We start from the raw sequence: 18,972 nt of genomic DNA, 5'->3' as shown, positions 1-18,972 counted from the left end.
ACTGTTTAAATGGCCACTAACTCGCCATAAAATTGCCATGAAACCCAAGCGGTAAATGGTAAGGTAACCAGGCTCTGGCTAATGGTCCCGCAGCTAAGTCATTAGCCGCAAAAATATTCAAGCAAGTGCGTTTGCTAGGCACGTGTAATGCTGTACCCATTAAGTAGCCGCTGCCCTCAACGCCTTTAGGGCAAACACTAACATGCTCTTCAACTAAATAATCATCTCCAAAATGATAATGCTGCGTAGCACCGCTATCAATATGCAAAGACGATAAGGTATCGCTCCATAAGCTGCTAGATTTAGCTGATAAGTGATACAAATACTGATTTTTAAGCCCAACAAGATGGTCGCATACCCGCGGAAACTCACTGCTATCGCCCACGGTTTGCATATCATAAGTGCCATCAATATATAAACTAAACAGGGCTGTTTGCGCCTTGACACTTGCCTGCGACATCTTACCTTGCATCACATTCGCCAACTTATGCAGCACATCAACATTAGGATACAAACTGGCGTCAAAATGAATGGTGCCATTGGCTTCTTCCCACGCATTACCATAATGAAACGCAAAACCTGCGGGTAACTCAAAGCGTTTAGTCACCTTAAGAGACTGCTTGTTTATCACCAATACACTCATTGGAATATCGCTATTATATTGAGTACGGGCAAAATTACCTTCAATCGCCTTATCAACAAACAATGACGGTAAAATGATCAACACACTTTTGTCTGTAATCAAAAAGTCATGCAACATACCGCCACGGTATTGGCTATTAATTAGACCCACATTTTTAACTTTGCCATTAGCCGCTAATTGATAAATCACCACCTGACCTGATGGATGCAAACCAAAATTCCAAATATCCCCATTAGGGTCTATTTTAGGATGCGCTGAAAAAGGCAGTCCTTGTAAACTGTTGTCATATTTAGACCCTGCGCCTAAATTAACCTGTTGAGTAAACTGCATGGTATCTCGGTCAATTTGGGTAGGAGATCCCGCCTCCCACAGCGCCCAAAGATCATCTCCCACCGCAATAATATTAGTATTAGCGGTATTAACCGTATCAGCGCTGGTCACAGGCAAAGCATGGGCAATTTTAGTATCAGGGCCTGAATAAACAAACTGCTGCGCCTGCTGCTCTTTAGCAAACTTAGGCGTGTTAATAAATTGGCCACGGTGGACTATTTTTTTGTCGCTAATTTCAAAACGCTGCAACATACCGTCGCCTTCAAAGGCATGTAGATAACGAATATCGCCACGCTCATATTTACCAGGGCCGTTACGATAAAAAACACCTTGTAAATCGGCAGGAATACGCCCCTCAATCGTCAGCGGTTGCGGCTCAAAGTTAGCGTCAACATTGGCAAACCCAATTAACTCAGGGTGCAGTGCCAGCGCCTGATTAAATTGCTGCTTAATATTAACCACAGTAGGAGCAGAAGATGCCAACGCATTCACTGCACCGGGCAGCATGCTTGATGCGCCTATTATTCCCATGCCTTTTAAAAACTGTCTGCGTTGCATGCTCATCTCCAAAATAGTCACCTTTAAAATTGCCATCTCTAGAATTGCCATCTCCCAAATGAGTGGCTTAATAAATAATTTGTGTTTGGTTAATCTGGGTTGATGGGTCTTCAGTGACCGTGAAAGCAGCGTCCTTATAAGCAACCGGACCATAATTAGGTTTAGCATTGTTAGAAAAACCATACCCTTCAGAGGGCAAACCAAATAAATTGGTGTCTAACGTGCCGTTATTATTTTCGTCCTGAAAAAAGCGCACCGCATACTCACCTGCGGCAACATCAGTAAAAGACACAAAATTAAGTCCCGCTTTAGCCTGAATGTAAGTCGCTGTTAGCGCATTGCCATTTAAGTAATTATCTTCACCATTAAACAGCTGCACATAAATTTTACTTTGCTGGGCATTGACCCCTGTAATCTCAAGCTTAATATCCGCAGCAAAAGTGGATGAATTAACCCACATTGATGCAAACAGCAATGAAACGGCTAATAACGATGATTTACTCATATTGCTACTGTTAGTCTGAGTAAATGGAGTCGCGGCATTATGTGTCAATGTGCCAGTCAGTTTAGTCGTTAATCTAGTCATTTTTATGTTCCTATCGTCTGTGATAAAGGGGTTATCTTAATTGGCAGTTCGCATCGACATAAGCCGAGCCAATCTCGCCATTGCTTCGTGTTGAAAAGACGATAGAATGGAGCGATAAAAAATTAAAGTCGCTTTTCGTAAAGTGACCCAAAAACTTCGTAAAATGTAACTAAAAAGGAATGTGTACCTTTGACGAATCGTGAAATACCCTCAAATAATCAACAACTAAAATCTGAACCCACTAAAAACAAATTACTGCGCCAACTGCTTATTGTGATGTTTATTGGATTATTTATTGGCTTTATGCGCCCCTTTGGCATGGATCAATTCAGCCTATTATTGTCGATGAGTTACTGGGTGTTTACCTGTATTTGTGGCTATTTGATTTATATGCCACTGATTAATTTAGGCCATAAATACTTAGCAAAAAGCATCACTACGCTCTGGCAACGGGTAGCAATATCATCACTATTAGCCAGCCTAATAATGAGTCTAATTGTGCCTTTTATTGGCTGGCTTTTTTTTGACCACACATTACATTTAGCTGATAATTTTCTACTCGCGCTGCCTAACACCCTGGTTATTGGCAGCATTATTACCTTTGTCAGCATGTTACAAAATCATGTTAATCATCAAAAACAGCAACTTGAACAATCACAACACGTCATTGAGCAATCGCAAAAGGTCATTGAACAGCATCAACAAAGTCGTGATATAGATACCATTCAAATTGAACAGTTTATGGGGTTATTACCATTAGAAAAGCGCGGACAATTACTGTGTTTAGAAATGGATGATCACTATTTAAAAGTACACACAGATAAAGGCCAACATATGCTGTTAATGCGCTTAAAAGATGCCTTAATGCAGCTAGAAGGGTTTCCTGGGCTGCAAACACATAGATCCTGGTGGGTAGCAAACCATGCCGTGGTATCAGTCAATAAAGAAAATAGAAAAATGTCATTGTTGTTAACCAATCACCTTGAAGTGCCAGTTTCCAGAACCTTTGTTGAAGCCGTTAAAGCTAACCTAGCCCTATAACCATGATATTATCCAACCATAGCTAACCCAATGCATGTTGAACCGAATATTTGAAAGCTTCTACTGACACACCTACTTTGCAACTGCGCGATTACCAACAGGATTCGGTTAACGCCGCCATTAAGCACTTTCGCAGCAGCCAACAATCTGCCGTATTGGCTTTGCCAACGGGTGCAGGTAAAAGCATTGTTATTGCTGAACTGGCACGCATCGCCAACGGCAATGTATTAGTACTTACCCATGTAAAAGAGTTAGTTGTGCAAAATGCTGAAAAAGTCGGCTTACTCACCCAGGCTGCCAATATTTACTCTGCCGGATTAAACCAGAAAAAAGCCAACGGCAAAACCGTCGTCGCCAGCGTACAGTCAGCAGCGCGGGCATTAGATAAATTCAACCAGCCTTTTTCGCTGGTGATTATTGATGAATGCCATCGCGTCAGTAATGAAAAAACCAGCCAGTATCAGCAAATTCTGCTGCACCTTAAAAAGCAAAACCCTGCTATAAAAATTTTAGGGCTTACTGCTACCCCTTATCGTCTGGGCATTGGCTGGATATATCATCACCATTACCACGGTAAAATTGGCAATACTGACACTGCAGTGTTCGATAAATGTATTTTTGAATTACCCATGCGCCCGCTTATCAAGCAAGGCTTTTTAACTGCGCCTAAGTTATTTGATGGCCTCAGTGCCCAGTACGATTTTAGTCAACTTGAACCGACAGAAAACGGCGAGTTTAATCAGCAGGAAGTCGAATCTTTACTGAATCATCAAGGCCGTGCCACAACCGCAATAGTCAAACAAATCGTCCAACTGGCAAACACCCGTAAAGGGGTGATTATTTTTGCCGCAACCGTACGTCACGCACAGGAAATTATTGGCTTATTAAACAAGCTTATCGACAAAGCCGCCACGCCAACCAAAGCAGCATTAATCACCGCCGCCACGCCCCATAATGAACGCGACACCATTATCGACGCCTTTAAAGCGCAGCACATTAAATACATTGTCAATGTGGCCGTACTCACCACAGGCTTTGACGCGCCCCATGTCGACTTAATTGCTATTTTAAGGCCTACCGCATCGGTAAGCTTATTTCAACAAATGGTGGGGCGTGGACTGCGTTTAGCGCCAGGTAAAACAGATTGTCTAGTGATTGACTACGCCGCCAATGGTTTTGACTTATATTACCCTGAAGTGGGCCAGGCCAAACCCAACAGCAAGTCAGTGCCAGTACAGGTGCACTGCCCTGTGTGCCAGTTTGCCAATACATTTTGGGGACTAGTCGATAATGACGGTGACATCATCGAACATTTTGGCCGCCGATGTCAGGGGCTTGTTGCTGCTAATACCGCGGCGGTAAAAGCTAAAACAGCCAATACCGAACAACAATGCGACTTTCGCTTTCGCTCTAAGGTTTGCCCAGACTGCGGCGCAGAAAACGATATCGCCGCGCGCATTTGCCAAACCTGTAACTCAACACTCATCGACCCTGATAAGCGCTTAAAGCAAGTATTACAGTCGCAACATCACCACTTATTCAAATGCCAGGAAATGCTCATCACCCAAAATGAACAGGGTTTGCTGGTGCGCTACATAGATATTGAAGGTAATGACTTTAAGCAAAGCTTTAAGTTTGATACCCCAGCACAAAGAAAAGCCTTTTACGCGGTATTTGTGCTTAGCCACACCCGAACGCCTGGTATGTTACATCCGCGATATGACAAAGCAGAACAGGTACTGAGTGACCAGAGCCGCTTTAGAAAACCTGACTTATTATTACTAAAAAAACAAAAACATCACTGGAAATTAATTGATCTATTTTTTGACTATCAAGGTAAACATAAAACAGATTTCAGTTAACCTCACCTGAGTTAAGCTAAATTCATTCAATCTCGTTATCATTTGCAAAAAAGTTGTGCTATAAACACACCATCTAGCCAAGTAGGAGTTACTATGTTTGTTGTTATTTTTGGCCGTCCAGGCTGTCCGTATTGTGTTCGTGCTGTTGAGTTATCTGAAAAATTAGCCGCACATCGTGAAGATTTTAAATTTAAATATGTAGATATTCACGCTGAAGGTATTTCTAAAGCTGACTTATCAAAAAGTGTTGGTAAAACAGTAGAAACAGTACCACAGGTATTTGTTGATGAAGCACCAATCGGTGGCTATACCGAATATGATCAATATGTTCGTCAACATGGTCTACTAGACTAAGCTATTGTTTATAAAGATTTTTTATAAAGCTGTTTTTATAAAATAAGAAAAAGGGCCATAACAATGTTATGGCCCTTTTTTTATCGGTAATCTCAGTGATTAACCCGAGCTAAAATCACTTAAAGTACGTATTTAGCCGAGAACATAATGCGATTTAAATCGCCATCTGTGCCGTTTTCTCTCTCGTTCAACGCTCGCATAAACTCAACACCAAAGGTCACAGGCTTAGACGGTGAATACAGTAAGTTAATATAGCTTGAGTAAGCTTCTTTATTCACTCCACCACCCGTTAACGTAGCGTTATTGTCTGCTGAAAATCCTGACAATGTCACGCTAGTGCGCCATTGATCATTCCACCAGTGACGATAGGCTGCAAAACCACCATAAGAGGTAATGGTCTCAATGTCGCCATTGGCATCCAATACACCCGCGTTAGCATAGTTTAATGCCATGTAACGGCCTAAACCTTCACCATAGGTAGCAGTGAATTTAAAATCATCTTTACCCACCGGAATAACACCCGCAAAGCTCACACCATAACCCATTTCGCTGGCATCAAGCTGAGTGCCGCCCTGTGTCTCTTCAATGTTTAATTGACGCACAATACCCGCTAATGAATACGCAGCACCGCCACCAGAGGTAAAGTTGTAACGTGCAACGACATCAGGAATCACGCCACTACCGCTAGTAATGCGACCGCCACCACCATTTGGGGTTAAAGTGGTTTCAGGGTTTTCTAATGCAAACTGAAAGCTACCGTTGGTGTATTTAATCAATGATTGACGCACAAACGGCGTACCATCAGCTGCCCCAACAAAATCTAAGTTATCGGGTAATGCACCAGGGTTTTGAAATGTGGTCCAGGTTTGACCAATGGTCCAGTTGTCATAGGTTACAAATGCATGGCGAATACGCGGTGAATAACTGTTTGATACGCGCTCGTTACCGTCGGTATGGGTCATAAAATCTAATTCAATAAACCCAGTTAACGAATGACCGCCTTCCATATCGGTAACGGTTTTAAAATTAAAGCGAGTTTCACGGGCTTGAAAGTCTACAACCTGTTCACCACTGCCTTCTTTACCATAAATAGTACCTGGCACGTAAAATTGGCGCGACAAGTTGCCCGACTCAGGTGCACCATTACCATAATCACTAAACATAACATCGGCTTTAATATAGCCACCAAAAGTCATATCGGTATTAGCTTGCGCCGTACCTGTCATTGCTAACATTGCCCCAGAAATCAATGTAGCGAGTGTTAAATGTTTCATCCATGCTCTCCAAATTATTGTTTTAATCCTATGCAATATGTCTCAATTAACAAAAACGAAACATTAGCAATAGGTCTATAAGACAAAAGTAGAGCATTGAAAACTCACTGCCAGTGATATATGGACGTACCATTTGTGGGTAAATCACTTGCACTGATGAAAACAAGTTACTTCCACTTAAGCACAAATCTTAATGACGCGAGTAATTCGACTAGCAAGGAAGGAAAAAAGGAAGGAAGGAAAAAAGGAAGGAAGGAAACAAGACAAGCCTAGAAGTGAACGCATTTAATGTAAACCTACAAAAAAGCCAATGCATCCTTTACAGATGCATTGGCCTAGGGTCTTGAGTTAAATATCAGCAGTGTTAGCGGTATTCTTCTAATAAACCAGCAAGTTCACTTTTAAATGCACTGCCCAGTTTAGGGTCGCGTATACCGTACTCAACAAACGCTTTCATGTAACCTAGCTTATCGCCACAGTCATGTGACTTGCCTGTCATATTGAATGCTTCAACCGTTTCAGTGGCAATTAGCATATCAATAGCATCGGTTAACTGAATTTCATCGCCAGCACCGGGTGGTGTTTTGGCCAATAAATCCCAAATTTTTTCAGACAACACATAACGGCCAACAACCGCTAAGTTAGACGGCGCCTCGCCAATTTCAGGTTTTTCAACCATGTTAAATATTTTAGTAGAGTCACCAGGGTTAATCTTCTCGCCACCACAGTCAGCAATACCATACTTATTAACCTGATCATCCGGCACTGGCGCAACCATAATTTGGCTGGCAAGAGTTTCGCGGTAACGAATTAGCATAGACGCTAGGTTTTCGGTACGTTGGTCAGCAGAATAAGAATCTAAAATAACATCCGGTAATACCACAGCAAACGGGTTATCACCAATACACGGCTTAGCACACAAAATGGCATGCCCTAGCCCTTTCGCTTCACCTTGACGTACATGCATAATAGTCACATTTTTAGGGCAAATTGACTGCACTTCATGCAACAGCTGACGCTTAACCCGTTTTTCCAGGGTTGATTCAAGCTCGTAGGATTTATCAAAATGGTTTTCAATCGCGTTTTTACTGGCATGGGTGACCAATACAATTTCTTTCACCCCAGCGCTAACACATTCATCAACAATATATTGAATAAGTGGTTTATCCACCAATGGCAGCATTTCTTTCGGAATTGCCTTAGTCGCTGGCAGCATCCGTGTACCTAGCCCTGCAACGGGAATAACAACTTTCATAGATATCCTTATATAGCGTAACGCTAAATGAAACAAAATTGATAATTTATAATAGCTTACATAATTTTACCCAGACAACTTAATCTAGGCCTAAAACAAATATGGTATTTCTGGCGCTTATGGCGCTTTTTGCAGCCTAGAACCCTGTTCAGTGGGTAAATAACGCACCAACCAACATAGGGTTAATATAGTCAAAAACAGCAAAGTATTCGCCGGAGACTGCAAATTAAAATCAACCGTACAATGAATCAGCATATGCACAATTGCCATAGCACAACCAAATGCAATGCCTTTGTACAGTTTATTATTACGTAAATACATGGTTCGGCAAGCTAACCACAAACAATAAATTATCCATAACCCAAGTGACGCTGTAATGACAACCCCATATTCTACTGCAAATTGAATATAGTCATTATGGGCATGGTCATAAAAACCGGAATAAGGCACGGTTTGATACTGCGGAAAAACAGTGTAAAAACTGCCGGCGCCGTTACCCGTTAACCAGTGTTGTTCAATAATCGGAATACTGTCTCGCACCACATCATCACGTGTTTCTGCCGCAAATGAGGTATCTTCAATACGCTGCTTGACCTTTTCGACCCCAAATATAGACCCAACAATAATCAAATCTAAAATAAAAATGCTGATCACCAGCGGCTTTAACATTTTGGGCGGATTACGATAAATCACTAGGGCCAGTAAGGCTACGGTAATTAACGCGGTAAAAAATCCAGCGTTACCCATGCGCGAGCGGCTTAAAATCAAGCCAATAATCATAATCACAATCGCCAGCCGTAAAATAATCTTACTGCTTATCAGGGTTTCAAATACCCCTAACATAAAGGTTCTAAAATCAAATTGGCCTGAACGGGTTGTTTTTAACTCAGATATTAACCAACCAAAGGCAATGCTAATCGACAGGGCTAAAAAGTTAGCAAAATGGTTTTGATAAACAAATGATCCCTTAGCCCTGTCGCCATCGCTAAAACCAAATATTGGCGACTTTGGTAAATCTAGTAAATTCAATACACTGCCGTAAAATGCCTGAATACAGCCAGACACAATAATAGCAATACACACCCAACGCAGCAGCCTGGCTGACTGGCAATGCACAGCTAAAAGGTAAATAAATAAGCAAAAACACAGGGTTTTAATTAACTGCTGAAAAGTTTGAAACTCATCAACTGTATCAATACCCGTCACCAATCCAGTCCATTGCAGCAAGGTAAACAGTAATAATAAGCCTATCGGCAGCAAAGCATACTTCTGCCAATGCTGGGTAAATAAAGGCTGGCTGCGCACAACACAAAATACCAAATGCAAACACGACAAACTAATAATGTAAAACTCAATAATAGACCAGGCCCAAATACGATTACTGGCAAGTGGAATAGGCACCCACACCAGCAAAATGCACAGGGCAATAATAAAAAAAGAACTGCCATATAAAGATGGTTTCATAAAACGTTAAATAACCTCTTGCTGAACGAATAAAAAAGCCAGTTTGCCATGCTTATTTTGCCGTCATCCTCGAATGCTTTTATCGGGGATCCATTCTTGGCTTTAAGCGCCTGAACTGCGGCTAAAGGATTTAGATCCCGGCCCAGAAGCATTACCGGGATGACGTAGTAGAAACATACCCGGATGACGTAATAAATCCCGGCCCAAAAGCACTACCGGGATGACTTAATAGAAACTTACCCGGATGACGTAGTAGAAACATACCCGGATGACGTCATAGATCCCACACCAGTAACATACACAAGGCTATAATAAAAAAGCCAGTTTGCTATGCTTATTTTGCCGTCATCCTCGAATGCTTTTATCGGGGATCCATTCTTGGCTTTAAGCGCCTGAACTGCGGCTAAAGGATTTAGATCCCGGCCCAAAAGCACTACCGGGATGACGTAGTAAAAACATACCCGGATGACGTAATAGATCCCGGCCCAAAAGCTCTACCGGGATGACGTAGTAGAAACTTACCCGGATGACGTAGTAGAAACATACCTGGGTGACGTCATAGATCCCACACCAGTAACATGCACAAGGCTATAATAAAAAAGCCAGTTTGCTATGCTTATTTTGCCGTCATCCTCGAATGCTTTTATCGGGGATCCATTCTTGGCTTTAAGCGCCTGAACTGCGGCTAAAGGATTTAGATCCCGGCCCAGAAGCATTACCGGGATGACGTAGTAGAAACTTACCCGGATGACGTATTAGATCCCGGCCCAAAAGCTCTACCGGGATGACGTAGTAGAAACTTACCCGGATGACGTAGTAGAAACATACCCAGATGACGTAATAGAAACTTACCCGGATGACGTAATAGATCCCGGCCCAGAAGCATTACCGGGATGACGTGATAGAAGCACTACCGGGATGACGACAAGTGACGGGACAGATGATTCGCTGCTCGTCATGCTACCGTTTTTTACACAAGGTATTTTCTATCCAGTTAGCAGTGTTTTCTGCTAGCGGTTCTGTCAGGTAGTTAAAATAACCGCACACTACAGACTGTTTCTGGAACAACCCCATAACACTAGCAAGATGACGACGGGTGTCATAACCCATTCCGGCGGCAGTTTTTAGGGTTTCAAACACTAAATACTTATCTTCCATGGCAATAGTGTCCCAATAGGCAAAGCCAACCGTTAACACCTGTTGCACTACCTCAGGGGCAAAAGCGCCGTAATCTAGTCCAAGGCGCAGCTGCTCAAAGGCTAAATCGGGTCTAGTCTGGTAAAATGCCAAATTAAACGCGTAATCGCTGTAGGCTGCAGGCCAATTGTGGCGCAGCTTAATTGCCTGGTTAAATAACTGGTTAAACTCGTCGTTTGTAAACCCATCAAAACCTGAATAAATACCCCACTCCATCACTTTAGCCAAAGTAATAGCATAATGCGGGCTAGTATCATTTAAATCATAAGCTTTGGTTGCCGCCGCTAGGGCGTCACGGTACTGGGTTTCATCAATAGCCGTTTTACCTTGCCAGGCAGTAAGGTAAAAATTAGATTTAAAATGATAAGTACTCGCTACGCCCTGGTTAAACACCAAAGGCAGTAAACTGACTAAGCCTAGCAACAGCAATAGCAAAAAAAACTGGCGGGAATAACGCTTTATCGACATACAATATTAATCATTAAATAAACAAGCAGAAATTAACGCAGGCGTATTGCGGGTAACATCATCAGCGTACTGTTTATCTGTTAACTCACACACTCTTTGCCATGCCTGGGCAAGCTTTGGCGGACGCCTGTTCACACTATGACAATCAGACGCCACTATGGTGTAGCGCTTTTCTATAATCCATTTTTCAGCCAGGGTTTTAGCCGCGTCGCTCATATCTCCCAGTAACGAAGCCCCGGTTAATTGAAATAAACAGCCTAACCTGGCAAATAACTCAATCCGTTCAGGGTGGGCTTGTAGCTCGCGGTTTCGCTCAGGGTGAGCAATCATAGGCAGCACATTTTTAGACAACAACCAGCTGATTAACTTATCTGTGCCTGGGGTAATGTGGCTGCTAGGCAACTCAAGCAATAACACATCTTTATCGGCAAACTTGCCAATAAAAGGCAATTGTTGCCGTTCAATAAAAAACATGATTTCAGGGCAAATACGCACTTCGGCTGCGGCACGAATGTTTAGCTTACCGCCGCTAAGTGCATACTTTTGTTGCAATAACTCAAATGCCGCAGTAATTGTGCTGATATTATTATCAAACACCCCCAAATGAATATGTGGCGTGGCCACCATATGGGTAATACCTTGCTGCTCGGCTAATTCAAGTAATGCTAGGGCTTCGCCAATCGACTTAGCCCCATCATCTATGCCAGGTAAAATATGGCAATGTAAATCAAACACTATGCAGACTTTCCATCGGTTTTAGCGTTAGCATCATGGCCATAGGCTTCATAGTAACCATATTGACCATAATACTGGCGCGCCTCGTCAGTATTAAACTGGTTTAATACCACCCCAAACACTTTACCGCGCGCCTGAGTTAACTTAGCTAAGGTCAGTTTAATCGCTTCTGTACGAGTATGGCCTGCTTTAACCACAGCAACCACGGCATCACAATGTGACGACATCACTAAGGCATCACTCACGGCGTGTACCGGAGGCGTATCGATAATAATTTTGCTGTACTGGCCTTTTAACTCGGCCAACAACTCAGCAAACTTAGGCGAAGCTAACAGCTCTAGCGGGTTTAACGGTATTGCGCCAGCAGGCATTAAGTCAACATTCGGTTTAACGTTTTCAACAATACAATGGCTTAGTGCATCTGTACCGGTTAGGTAGTTGGCTAAACCATGTTGGAACGTTGGCAAACCAAAACGCATACCCATATTCGGTTTACGCATGTCGGCGTCAATAATAAGCACTTTTTCCATCGCCGAATAAGCAAACGCGATATTCATCGACACTGTGGTTTTACCTTCGTTAGGAAACGAAGACGTCACCTCAATCACCGACAAGGGTTCACCAATGGCCAACAAAGACAATGAGGTACGAATCGATCGCACACTTTCAGCATGCAGACGTTTTTCGGGGTCAAAAAAGGCAAAGTTAACTTGTTCAAAGGTCTCTTTTTTGCCGGCTTTAGGTAAATAGCCTAATGCACGCTGCCCCAGTATTTGCTCAACCTCAGCGGTAGACTTAATGGTGTCATTCATCGAATCAAACACTAATACCAATACAATACCCAGGCCTAAACTGGCGACAAAGGCTAATATTACAATCAGCTTTTTCTTCGGTTTAATCGGCTCTAACGCCATCACAGCGTAATCGGTAAAGCGTGCCACTGGCGAGTCAAAGTCACCGGTCACTTCGGTTTCTTTTTGGCGCGACAAAAAGCTTTCAAATAGCTGGCGGTTAGTGGCAACTTCACGTACAAGTCTGCGGTAGTCAGTGTCCACTGAACTTAAATTTTGAAACGAGCCTTTAGACTGACTAAATTGTGCTTCTAGGGCTTTTAGTTTTTGAGTAGCAGATTGTGCTTCATCTTCAATACCCTGCACTAATCGGCCAATTTGAGTGCGTAGGTTTTGCTGCACTGTGGCTAACTCGGCATTAGCACCAATCATTTTAGGGTGCTTAGGGCCGTAAACCTGTGACAGCTCAGACACTTTACGCTCAACTAAAATCACGTCTTTTTTAACGTTTTGCACCGACATGTGCGAGGTCACTTCAGGCAAGCTTTCTAGGCGACCAATATCTGACTTACCATATTGTCTTACTACCGCTAAAAAGCTTTCTGCTTGTGCTTTGGTTGATCTGGCAACGGTAATTTCATCGCTTAAACGCTCAAGCTCTTTAGCGTCTAACGCGGTAACCCCTTCAACGTCAACTAGGCCGTTTTGGGTTTTAAAAAACTCAAGCTTTTGCTCAGACGCATCTAACTTAATGCGTAAGTCTTCTAAACGCCCACCCAGCCACACGTTGGCTTTTTGGGTCATACCTGACTTAGCTTCTAGCTGGCTAACAATGTAAGCATCGCCTATGGCATTGGCCACAGCCGCGGCTAATTTAGCATCAGGGCTGTTATAGCTAATATTCACTAACTGGGTCTTACGCACAGGTGACACGTTAATGTCTGCCATAAAATCATCAACTAACTTTTGCTTTTTGGCCGCATCATCAACTTCAGCCTCGCTGATATCAATCGGTAAAAAAATCTAACCAGGAAATCACCTGCGACTTTACCTGTGACAAGGCTGAAGGCTTAGCTTCAAAGCTAGGGTGATTAATTAAATCTAATTGGTTAAATACTCGCTCAGCAATAGAGCGCGACTTAATAATTTCAAACTGAGTTAAATAGTATTCCTGTTGGCCAGAATTCATACCATAAACTTGCTCAATTTTAATCGCCCGCGCCTGTTCTGACTCAATCAGCAGGGTGGCAGTCGATTTAAAAATAGGTTGTAAGCTAAACACCACAAAAATGGTTAATGCGGTAATTAACATCGCGAACGATAAAATACGCCACTTTGACTGCAACAACGGCTTAATCAGCTTGCGTAAATCAATCACCTGCTCGCTGGTTTGCTCAGCAGAGTTCGGCTCGTTTGGTAACAAATGGGCTTGCGACGTCATTAAAAAAATCTCTGTTCAATAGTAATAGTATCGCCAGCGCTAATTTGACTATTAATAGTACCGTTCACTGATTCTGACTTTGTCCCTTCGCGTGAGATAAAAATTTTCTCCTGCGAGGCACGTTCGGTAAGCCCCCCTGCCAGGGCGACAGCCTGATTGACTGTCATGCCTGGCTGGTAAGGGTAGCCACCGGGTTTTTTAACTTCACCGTGAATATAAAATGGTCGATATAGCACAATGCCAACAAACACATTAGGCTCAACCAAATAATCCCCTTTTAAACCTTTATATACTAATTCTTCAACTTGTTTTATCGACAAGCCTTTAACCGAAAGAGTACCTAAAAAAGGGTAATTTACCTTGCCACTATTGGTGATCTGCGTTTCAAGTGTCAGGTCATCTTCACCAAACACTTTAATCACAATGGTGTCACCTGCACCTAAGCGATAACTGTCATCAATTGCTTCAGCAGACGTTATCGGGCTTAGCAGTACAAGCAAGGCAAACAAACACGGAATAAAAAACCACTTCATCTTAAAACCTATAATGTCATCTGAGCATTGATATAATAAACGTTACGATCAAACCCAAAGTTTTCATCGCTAGACCAGCTGTCAGTAACATCAACACCCGCTACAAGTGTTAACCAACGAGTGGTCACGTAAGATGCTGAAAGTGAGAACACTTTTAGCTCATCTTGACGGTCAACGCCGTTATAGTCATCATCGGTTTGGTTATAGCTTAGGTTAGTTGACACAAAGTCATTCCAACCGTGGTCCCAGCTTACGCCATAGGTGGTTGACTCAATATAGTTACCCGCACCATTAGGGTCTTTAGCGCTGTTACCGGTATTGAATGTCAGTGCTGAGTAAGTTAATGGCGACCATGTAATGCTGGCGTCCCACGATAAACCACTAAAGTCATCACGGCTTGCGTTATCAAAGTCTTTTTCCTGGTTACCAATACGGATAGAACCTGCGGTAGCAGCGGTTGCTTCCCAGTCCACACCCACACGGTAGAAGGTACTAGTGCTGTCACGATCGCCACTTAAATCAGCTATCTGGTAATCAGTGTTCACTACGCTAGCATCAAATACCCAGCTAACCGATGCGCCGCTGTCGTAATAAAAGCTGGCACCATAGTCAGTGTCAGAATAGTTACGGTATATCGTAATGGTTTCAAAGTTAGTAAATTCTTTATCATAGTAATTGGCATTCACTTGCACGCGCGCAGGCGTGGTTTGTGCGCCGTACTCGTAAAAGCCACCTACATTGTAACTGTCAAAAGTAGCAGGTTCATTTTGTAAATCACCGTTACCTTCAAATAATCCGCTACCACGTTCTTCATGGCCAGCGTCATAGTTTGCATTAAGGTTAAACTTGTTTGACTGGTTTAGTTCAACATCTGCCGCACCGCCTAGATTGAAATCTAAGAAGTTATCGTCAGAACTGTCTAAAAAGTTACCGTAATCAAGATTGGTTTGGAAGGTGTATTCATTATTGCCATCCAATAATTGACCTTGCAAACCAGGGGTAATACCTAAAATCCAGCTGTCTGTTTTAAAGGTTTTAGTGCTGGCAATGTTGTCATCGTATTTAAAACCAGTATTAAGATACGGAATTAAATCAATGCCAGATGCCGTTTGAATCACGCCGGGCTGTTCATCTGCAGCAAAAGCTGGCGACAAAGCAAACACGCTGAGCAAGGCTGCACAACAATAACTGTATTTAAATGGGCCGTTCATCTTGTATATCCTTATAAAAAACATATAAAACAGGTGCAGTGAAATTTTCACGACAGCCTATCGGTTTCATTTTAAACTTTCAATCTTTTAATCAATTCTTAGCGGCATACTAATTGAATTATAAGGGCTTTATGCCCCGAAACCCCAAAAACTATGCCTACTTACTACTTGACAATTTAGTTAGCAACTTACTTAACGACTTTGTTAACAACTTGTTGATTAGCCATGACCAAACCATCAATTGAGCCAATGCTAATAAGTTAGCGCTAATAAGTCAGTACTAATAAGTCAGTGTTAAAAAGTCAGCGGTTAACTTCACTGCACCTTTGCTAACACTCTATCTATTTATAAACAGTCATCGTGTCGCTGATGACATTGGCTTAAGGTTATTATCAGGTCTATACGCCCATTATCAATAAGCCACAGGTTAATCTCAGGGTTGAGCAAACTTCACTTACAAGGTTAAATACTTTAATACACATTCTTGCCGACAAAGCCTTTAAATAGGGTCATAAACACAATTTTGACATCCCACCACAGGGTCCAGTTACGAATGTAGGCCAGGTCATATTCAATGCGCATTTCCATCTTATCTAAGGTGTCGGTTTCACCGCGCCAACCGTTAACTTGCGCCCAACCGGTAATGCCGGGTAGCACCTTGTGGCGCAGCATGTAATAGCTTACCAACTTACGATATTGTTCATTATGCGATACCGCATGGGGCCTTGGGCCAACTACCGACATATCCCCCAATAACACATTAAAAAACTGCGGTAATTCATCTAATGAGGTGCGGCGAATAAACGCGCCCACTTTAGTTACCCGCGCGTCCCCTTTACTGGCCTGGGTAACAATGTCAGCGTTTTCAGTCACCGTCATCGACCTAAACTTCCACACTTTAATTTTACGGCCATCTAAACCGTATCTGTCCTGCTTAAATAACACCGGCCCTGGTGAGGTAACAAACACGGCTATCGCAACAGCTAACAACACAGGCGATATGGCAAAAATGGCGCAAAAGCTGAATGCCACATCAAAGCTGCGTTTATAAAAACGCTTCATGCCATTCACCGGCGACTCAAACACACTTATGGTGTCAACATCACCCACACTGCCAATTCGGGCGTGCATCAGGTTTTTCATTAAAAAATCTGGGGTAATTAGCACGTCTACCGTTGAATTACCCAATTGCTCAATAATGTCTGCTATACGTTGCTCAGCTAATAAAGGCAGGCAAATATATAATTTTTGAATATCGCCGTTTTTGGCTAACTCAATCGCATTATTAATATTGCCTTCAATAAGTTTAGGCTCGTGGCTTTCAATGCGGCTAACGTCTCTGTCATCAAAAAAACCGATACAGTCAAACCCTAATTCGTCATGTTTCCAAATTTCTTCATACAGGTTAATCCCGGTGTCGGTTAAGCCGATAATGGCGACTTTTTCAACACTAAAACCGCGAGTACGGCGTATACGTTTTATTTCACGCACCACTATTCGCCAGGCCACTAACGCTAATACTGATAATACAAACCAGCCCGTCATCACTACCCGTGAATACAGTTCGGCATATTTAAATAAAAATAAAGTGGTAAACATGACTAAAAAACAAATCGAAATAATCGCCACTAACAGGCGGCACATAGTAGAAAACTTGCCTAGGCGCCATGAGCGGTACAAACTAAACGACTCACTAATATAACTAAACAGCAGCAGTATCCCCACAAGTACCAGCAAGTAGTCTTTATCAAACGCGACATTATAACCCTGCATAATCACTAACAGCGACAACACAATAATGGTCATATCAATAATTCTGAGCATATAACTCGAATTAGTGCGTGAGAACTGTAACTGGGACGGTCTATCCATTTAATTCACCCAACAAAAAATCCATATTAATATTAGATAGACGTGAAAAAACGCGTCTACATATTGTTTCGCCTGTATTGCACAATGGCTTTCAACATAACAACGAAATTCAGGTACATTACCTGAATGCCTAAAATGAACAATATTGCCATTTTCTAACGTAAACAAACTGAAAATGTTATCTTCCTTTGCAAGCAAAATTGCACCAACGCAAAAATGTATATCTATATGGTCTCCTTTTCTATAACTTTTGCAACGTTATAATTATATTGGAAAAGAACCAACATACTTGAAATGTTCAACTAAATAAAAATTCATATATAATCACTAAAATTTTGCGCCTAATTATGAATTTGATACATTCTACTTTATGTTAAAAGGCAAGAACAAGACTTGCCCCTAGTGACGTCCGTCATGAAGTTAGGGTCTAAAACCTAGCTTCGCCAGAGCATCAGAAAATTTACGATACTGATTATTTGATAGCGTTATCTGGAAGAAATACATCACAGCCGATTTTGGTGTGAAACCACCATGAAACAAGGATTTAAAGTAATAGTGAAAAGCTCTTAGCTTGTCACCATGTTGTGAGTAACCTTTTGCTACAGAACGCCCAAGCACTGCATAATAGGCTTTTTGGGTCAGTAGAGGCTCGAACGTTTTTAACCAAGACAAGCGTTTAACCGGATCAATCGCACTGGATAATCGGCTTTCACTCCAGATATCTTGCCAAATAGCGCTGGGCTTAGACAACATAATTAAGTCACCGCCGGCAGCTACCAGACGAATAGCAAAATCCATATCATCACCATAGCCAACAGTCTCATCATACAAAACTTCATTAGCTAATTTTGTGGGAACTACTAAAGTAATGGTTGGTACAAAACCATGGTTGCAAAATAGATACTCGGAAATGTGTTCTCCAGGCCTCGGGCCGCGGGAAGGTTTTACAAATTCTAGGTTATTTCCTCTATGAACAATAACCTGAGTGTAAACACAGGTTTTTTCATTTGATCCCAATGCTAAGCGTGCCTGTTCAAGGTGATGAGGTAAAAAAACATCATCTGAATCCAGAAATGCTATGTAACGCCCGACAGTAGCCTTGATGCCGGTATTTCTGGCTTTTGTAGCTCCGCCATTTTCCTGTTTTATAAAACGCAAACGAGGTTCGTCTTTCGATATTTCAGCAACAACCTGCTCTGTTCCGTCTGAGGAACCATCATCAATAACGATAATTTCAAAATGTTGTTCTGTTTGTTTCTGAACAGAAGATATAGCGCTGTGTATACAATGCGCCCGGTTATAGGCTGGTATTACAACACTAAACAACGGTTGTTGCATCTTTAAAAATCCTTGTCTT

General features: G+C 42.2%; 16 protein-coding genes. 3 read left to right on the top strand and 13 right to left on the bottom strand.

Going from position 1 to position 18,972, the window contains the following annotated elements:
- Nucleotides 1–16 precede the first annotated feature (16 nt).
- Complete coding sequence (locus ACRWQM_RS06465; protein WP_434931627.1) at nucleotides 17–1,531, bottom strand: carotenoid oxygenase family protein; 1,515 nt, start codon at nucleotides 1,529–1,531, stop codon at nucleotides 17–19.
- A 67-nt stretch (nucleotides 1,532–1,598) separates the two neighbouring features.
- A complete protein-coding gene (locus ACRWQM_RS06460) occupies nucleotides 1,599–2,117 on the bottom strand; it encodes a DUF2141 domain-containing protein (RefSeq protein ID WP_434931626.1) in 519 nt (172 codons plus the stop codon).
- Nucleotides 2,118–2,306: 189 nt separating this feature from the next.
- Between ACRWQM_RS06460 and ACRWQM_RS06455 the strand changes: the two genes are divergently transcribed.
- From ACRWQM_RS06455 to ACRWQM_RS06445, 3 genes are all read left to right on the top strand, one after another.
- Nucleotides 2,307–3,158 carry a LytTR family DNA-binding domain-containing protein gene (locus ACRWQM_RS06455; RefSeq protein ID WP_434931625.1) on the top strand — a complete coding sequence of 284 codons (852 nt, stop codon included), beginning with the start codon at nucleotides 2,307–2,309 and terminating at the stop codon, nucleotides 3,156–3,158.
- 50 nt (nucleotides 3,159–3,208) lie between these two features.
- Complete coding sequence (locus ACRWQM_RS06450; RefSeq protein ID WP_434931624.1) at nucleotides 3,209–5,020, top strand: DEAD/DEAH box helicase family protein; 1,812 nt, start codon at nucleotides 3,209–3,211, stop codon at nucleotides 5,018–5,020.
- 93 nt (nucleotides 5,021–5,113) lie between these two features.
- Complete coding sequence (locus ACRWQM_RS06445) at nucleotides 5,114–5,374, top strand: GrxA family glutaredoxin (protein ID WP_226414840.1); 261 nt, start codon at nucleotides 5,114–5,116, stop codon at nucleotides 5,372–5,374.
- Between the two features lie 119 nt (nucleotides 5,375–5,493).
- Here the strand turns inward: ACRWQM_RS06445 and ACRWQM_RS06440 are convergent, their stop codons facing one another.
- The 11 genes from ACRWQM_RS06440 to ACRWQM_RS06390 all read right to left on the bottom strand — a co-directional run bounded on the left by ACRWQM_RS06440 (nucleotide 5,494) and on the right by ACRWQM_RS06390 (nucleotide 18,953).
- Nucleotides 5,494–6,648: a DcaP family trimeric outer membrane transporter gene (locus tag ACRWQM_RS06440; protein ID WP_434926528.1), complete on the bottom strand. Its 1,155-nt coding sequence runs from the start codon at nucleotides 6,646–6,648 to the stop codon at nucleotides 5,494–5,496.
- A 364-nt stretch (nucleotides 6,649–7,012) separates the two neighbouring features.
- Nucleotides 7,013–7,903, bottom strand: a complete 891-nt coding sequence (galU, locus tag ACRWQM_RS06435) for a UTP--glucose-1-phosphate uridylyltransferase GalU (RefSeq protein ID WP_434926529.1) — start codon at nucleotides 7,901–7,903, stop codon at nucleotides 7,013–7,015.
- 117 nt (nucleotides 7,904–8,020) lie between these two features.
- A complete protein-coding gene (locus ACRWQM_RS06430) occupies nucleotides 8,021–9,367 on the bottom strand; it encodes an O-antigen ligase family protein (protein ID WP_434931623.1) in 1,347 nt (448 codons plus the stop codon).
- A gap of 960 nt (nucleotides 9,368–10,327) precedes the next feature.
- The gene (locus tag ACRWQM_RS06425; protein ID WP_434931622.1) at nucleotides 10,328–11,032 is read right to left on the bottom strand and encodes a hypothetical protein; all 705 of its coding nucleotides are present in this window, start codon (nucleotides 11,030–11,032) and stop codon (nucleotides 10,328–10,330) included.
- Nucleotides 11,033–11,038: 6 nt separating this feature from the next.
- Nucleotides 11,039–11,767, bottom strand: coding sequence for a tyrosine-protein phosphatase (locus ACRWQM_RS06420; protein ID WP_434931621.1), 729 nt, complete (start codon nucleotides 11,765–11,767; stop codon nucleotides 11,039–11,041).
- Entirely contained in the window at nucleotides 11,767–13,506 is a 1,740-nt protein-coding gene (locus tag ACRWQM_RS06415) for a GumC family protein (RefSeq protein WP_434931620.1), read from the bottom strand. Before ACRWQM_RS06415 ends, ACRWQM_RS06420 begins: the two co-directional genes overlap by 1 nt.
- Before the next feature lie 58 nt (nucleotides 13,507–13,564).
- Nucleotides 13,565–13,999, bottom strand: coding sequence for a Wzz/FepE/Etk N-terminal domain-containing protein (locus ACRWQM_RS06410; protein WP_434931619.1), 435 nt, complete (start codon nucleotides 13,997–13,999; stop codon nucleotides 13,565–13,567).
- Nucleotides 13,999–14,532 carry a polysaccharide biosynthesis/export family protein gene (locus ACRWQM_RS06405; protein WP_434931618.1) on the bottom strand — a complete coding sequence of 178 codons (534 nt, stop codon included), beginning with the start codon at nucleotides 14,530–14,532 and terminating at the stop codon, nucleotides 13,999–14,001. The genes ACRWQM_RS06410 and ACRWQM_RS06405 overlap by 1 nt, the downstream gene beginning before the upstream one ends.
- Before the next feature lie 8 nt (nucleotides 14,533–14,540).
- Nucleotides 14,541–15,743 (bottom strand): outer membrane beta-barrel protein, encoded by a 1,203-nt coding sequence (locus tag ACRWQM_RS06400; protein ID WP_434931617.1) that lies wholly within the window; start codon nucleotides 15,741–15,743, stop codon nucleotides 14,541–14,543.
- A 471-nt stretch (nucleotides 15,744–16,214) separates the two neighbouring features.
- Nucleotides 16,215–17,615 carry an undecaprenyl-phosphate glucose phosphotransferase gene (locus tag ACRWQM_RS06395; protein WP_434931616.1) on the bottom strand — a complete coding sequence of 467 codons (1,401 nt, stop codon included), beginning with the start codon at nucleotides 17,613–17,615 and terminating at the stop codon, nucleotides 16,215–16,217.
- A 420-nt stretch (nucleotides 17,616–18,035) separates the two neighbouring features.
- On the bottom strand, nucleotides 18,036–18,953 hold the full coding sequence (locus ACRWQM_RS06390) for a glycosyltransferase family 2 protein (protein ID WP_434931615.1): 918 nt from the start codon (nucleotides 18,951–18,953) through the stop codon (nucleotides 18,036–18,038).
- Nucleotides 18,954–18,972: the final 19 nt, after the last annotated feature.

This window comes from Shewanella sp. HL-SH5, from assembly GCF_051163755.1.
Classification (GTDB): Bacteria; Pseudomonadota; Gammaproteobacteria; order Enterobacterales; family Shewanellaceae; genus Shewanella; species Shewanella glacialimarina.
Note: the sequence above shows the minus strand (reverse complement) of the source record. Positions and strands in the feature narration are given on the sequence as shown.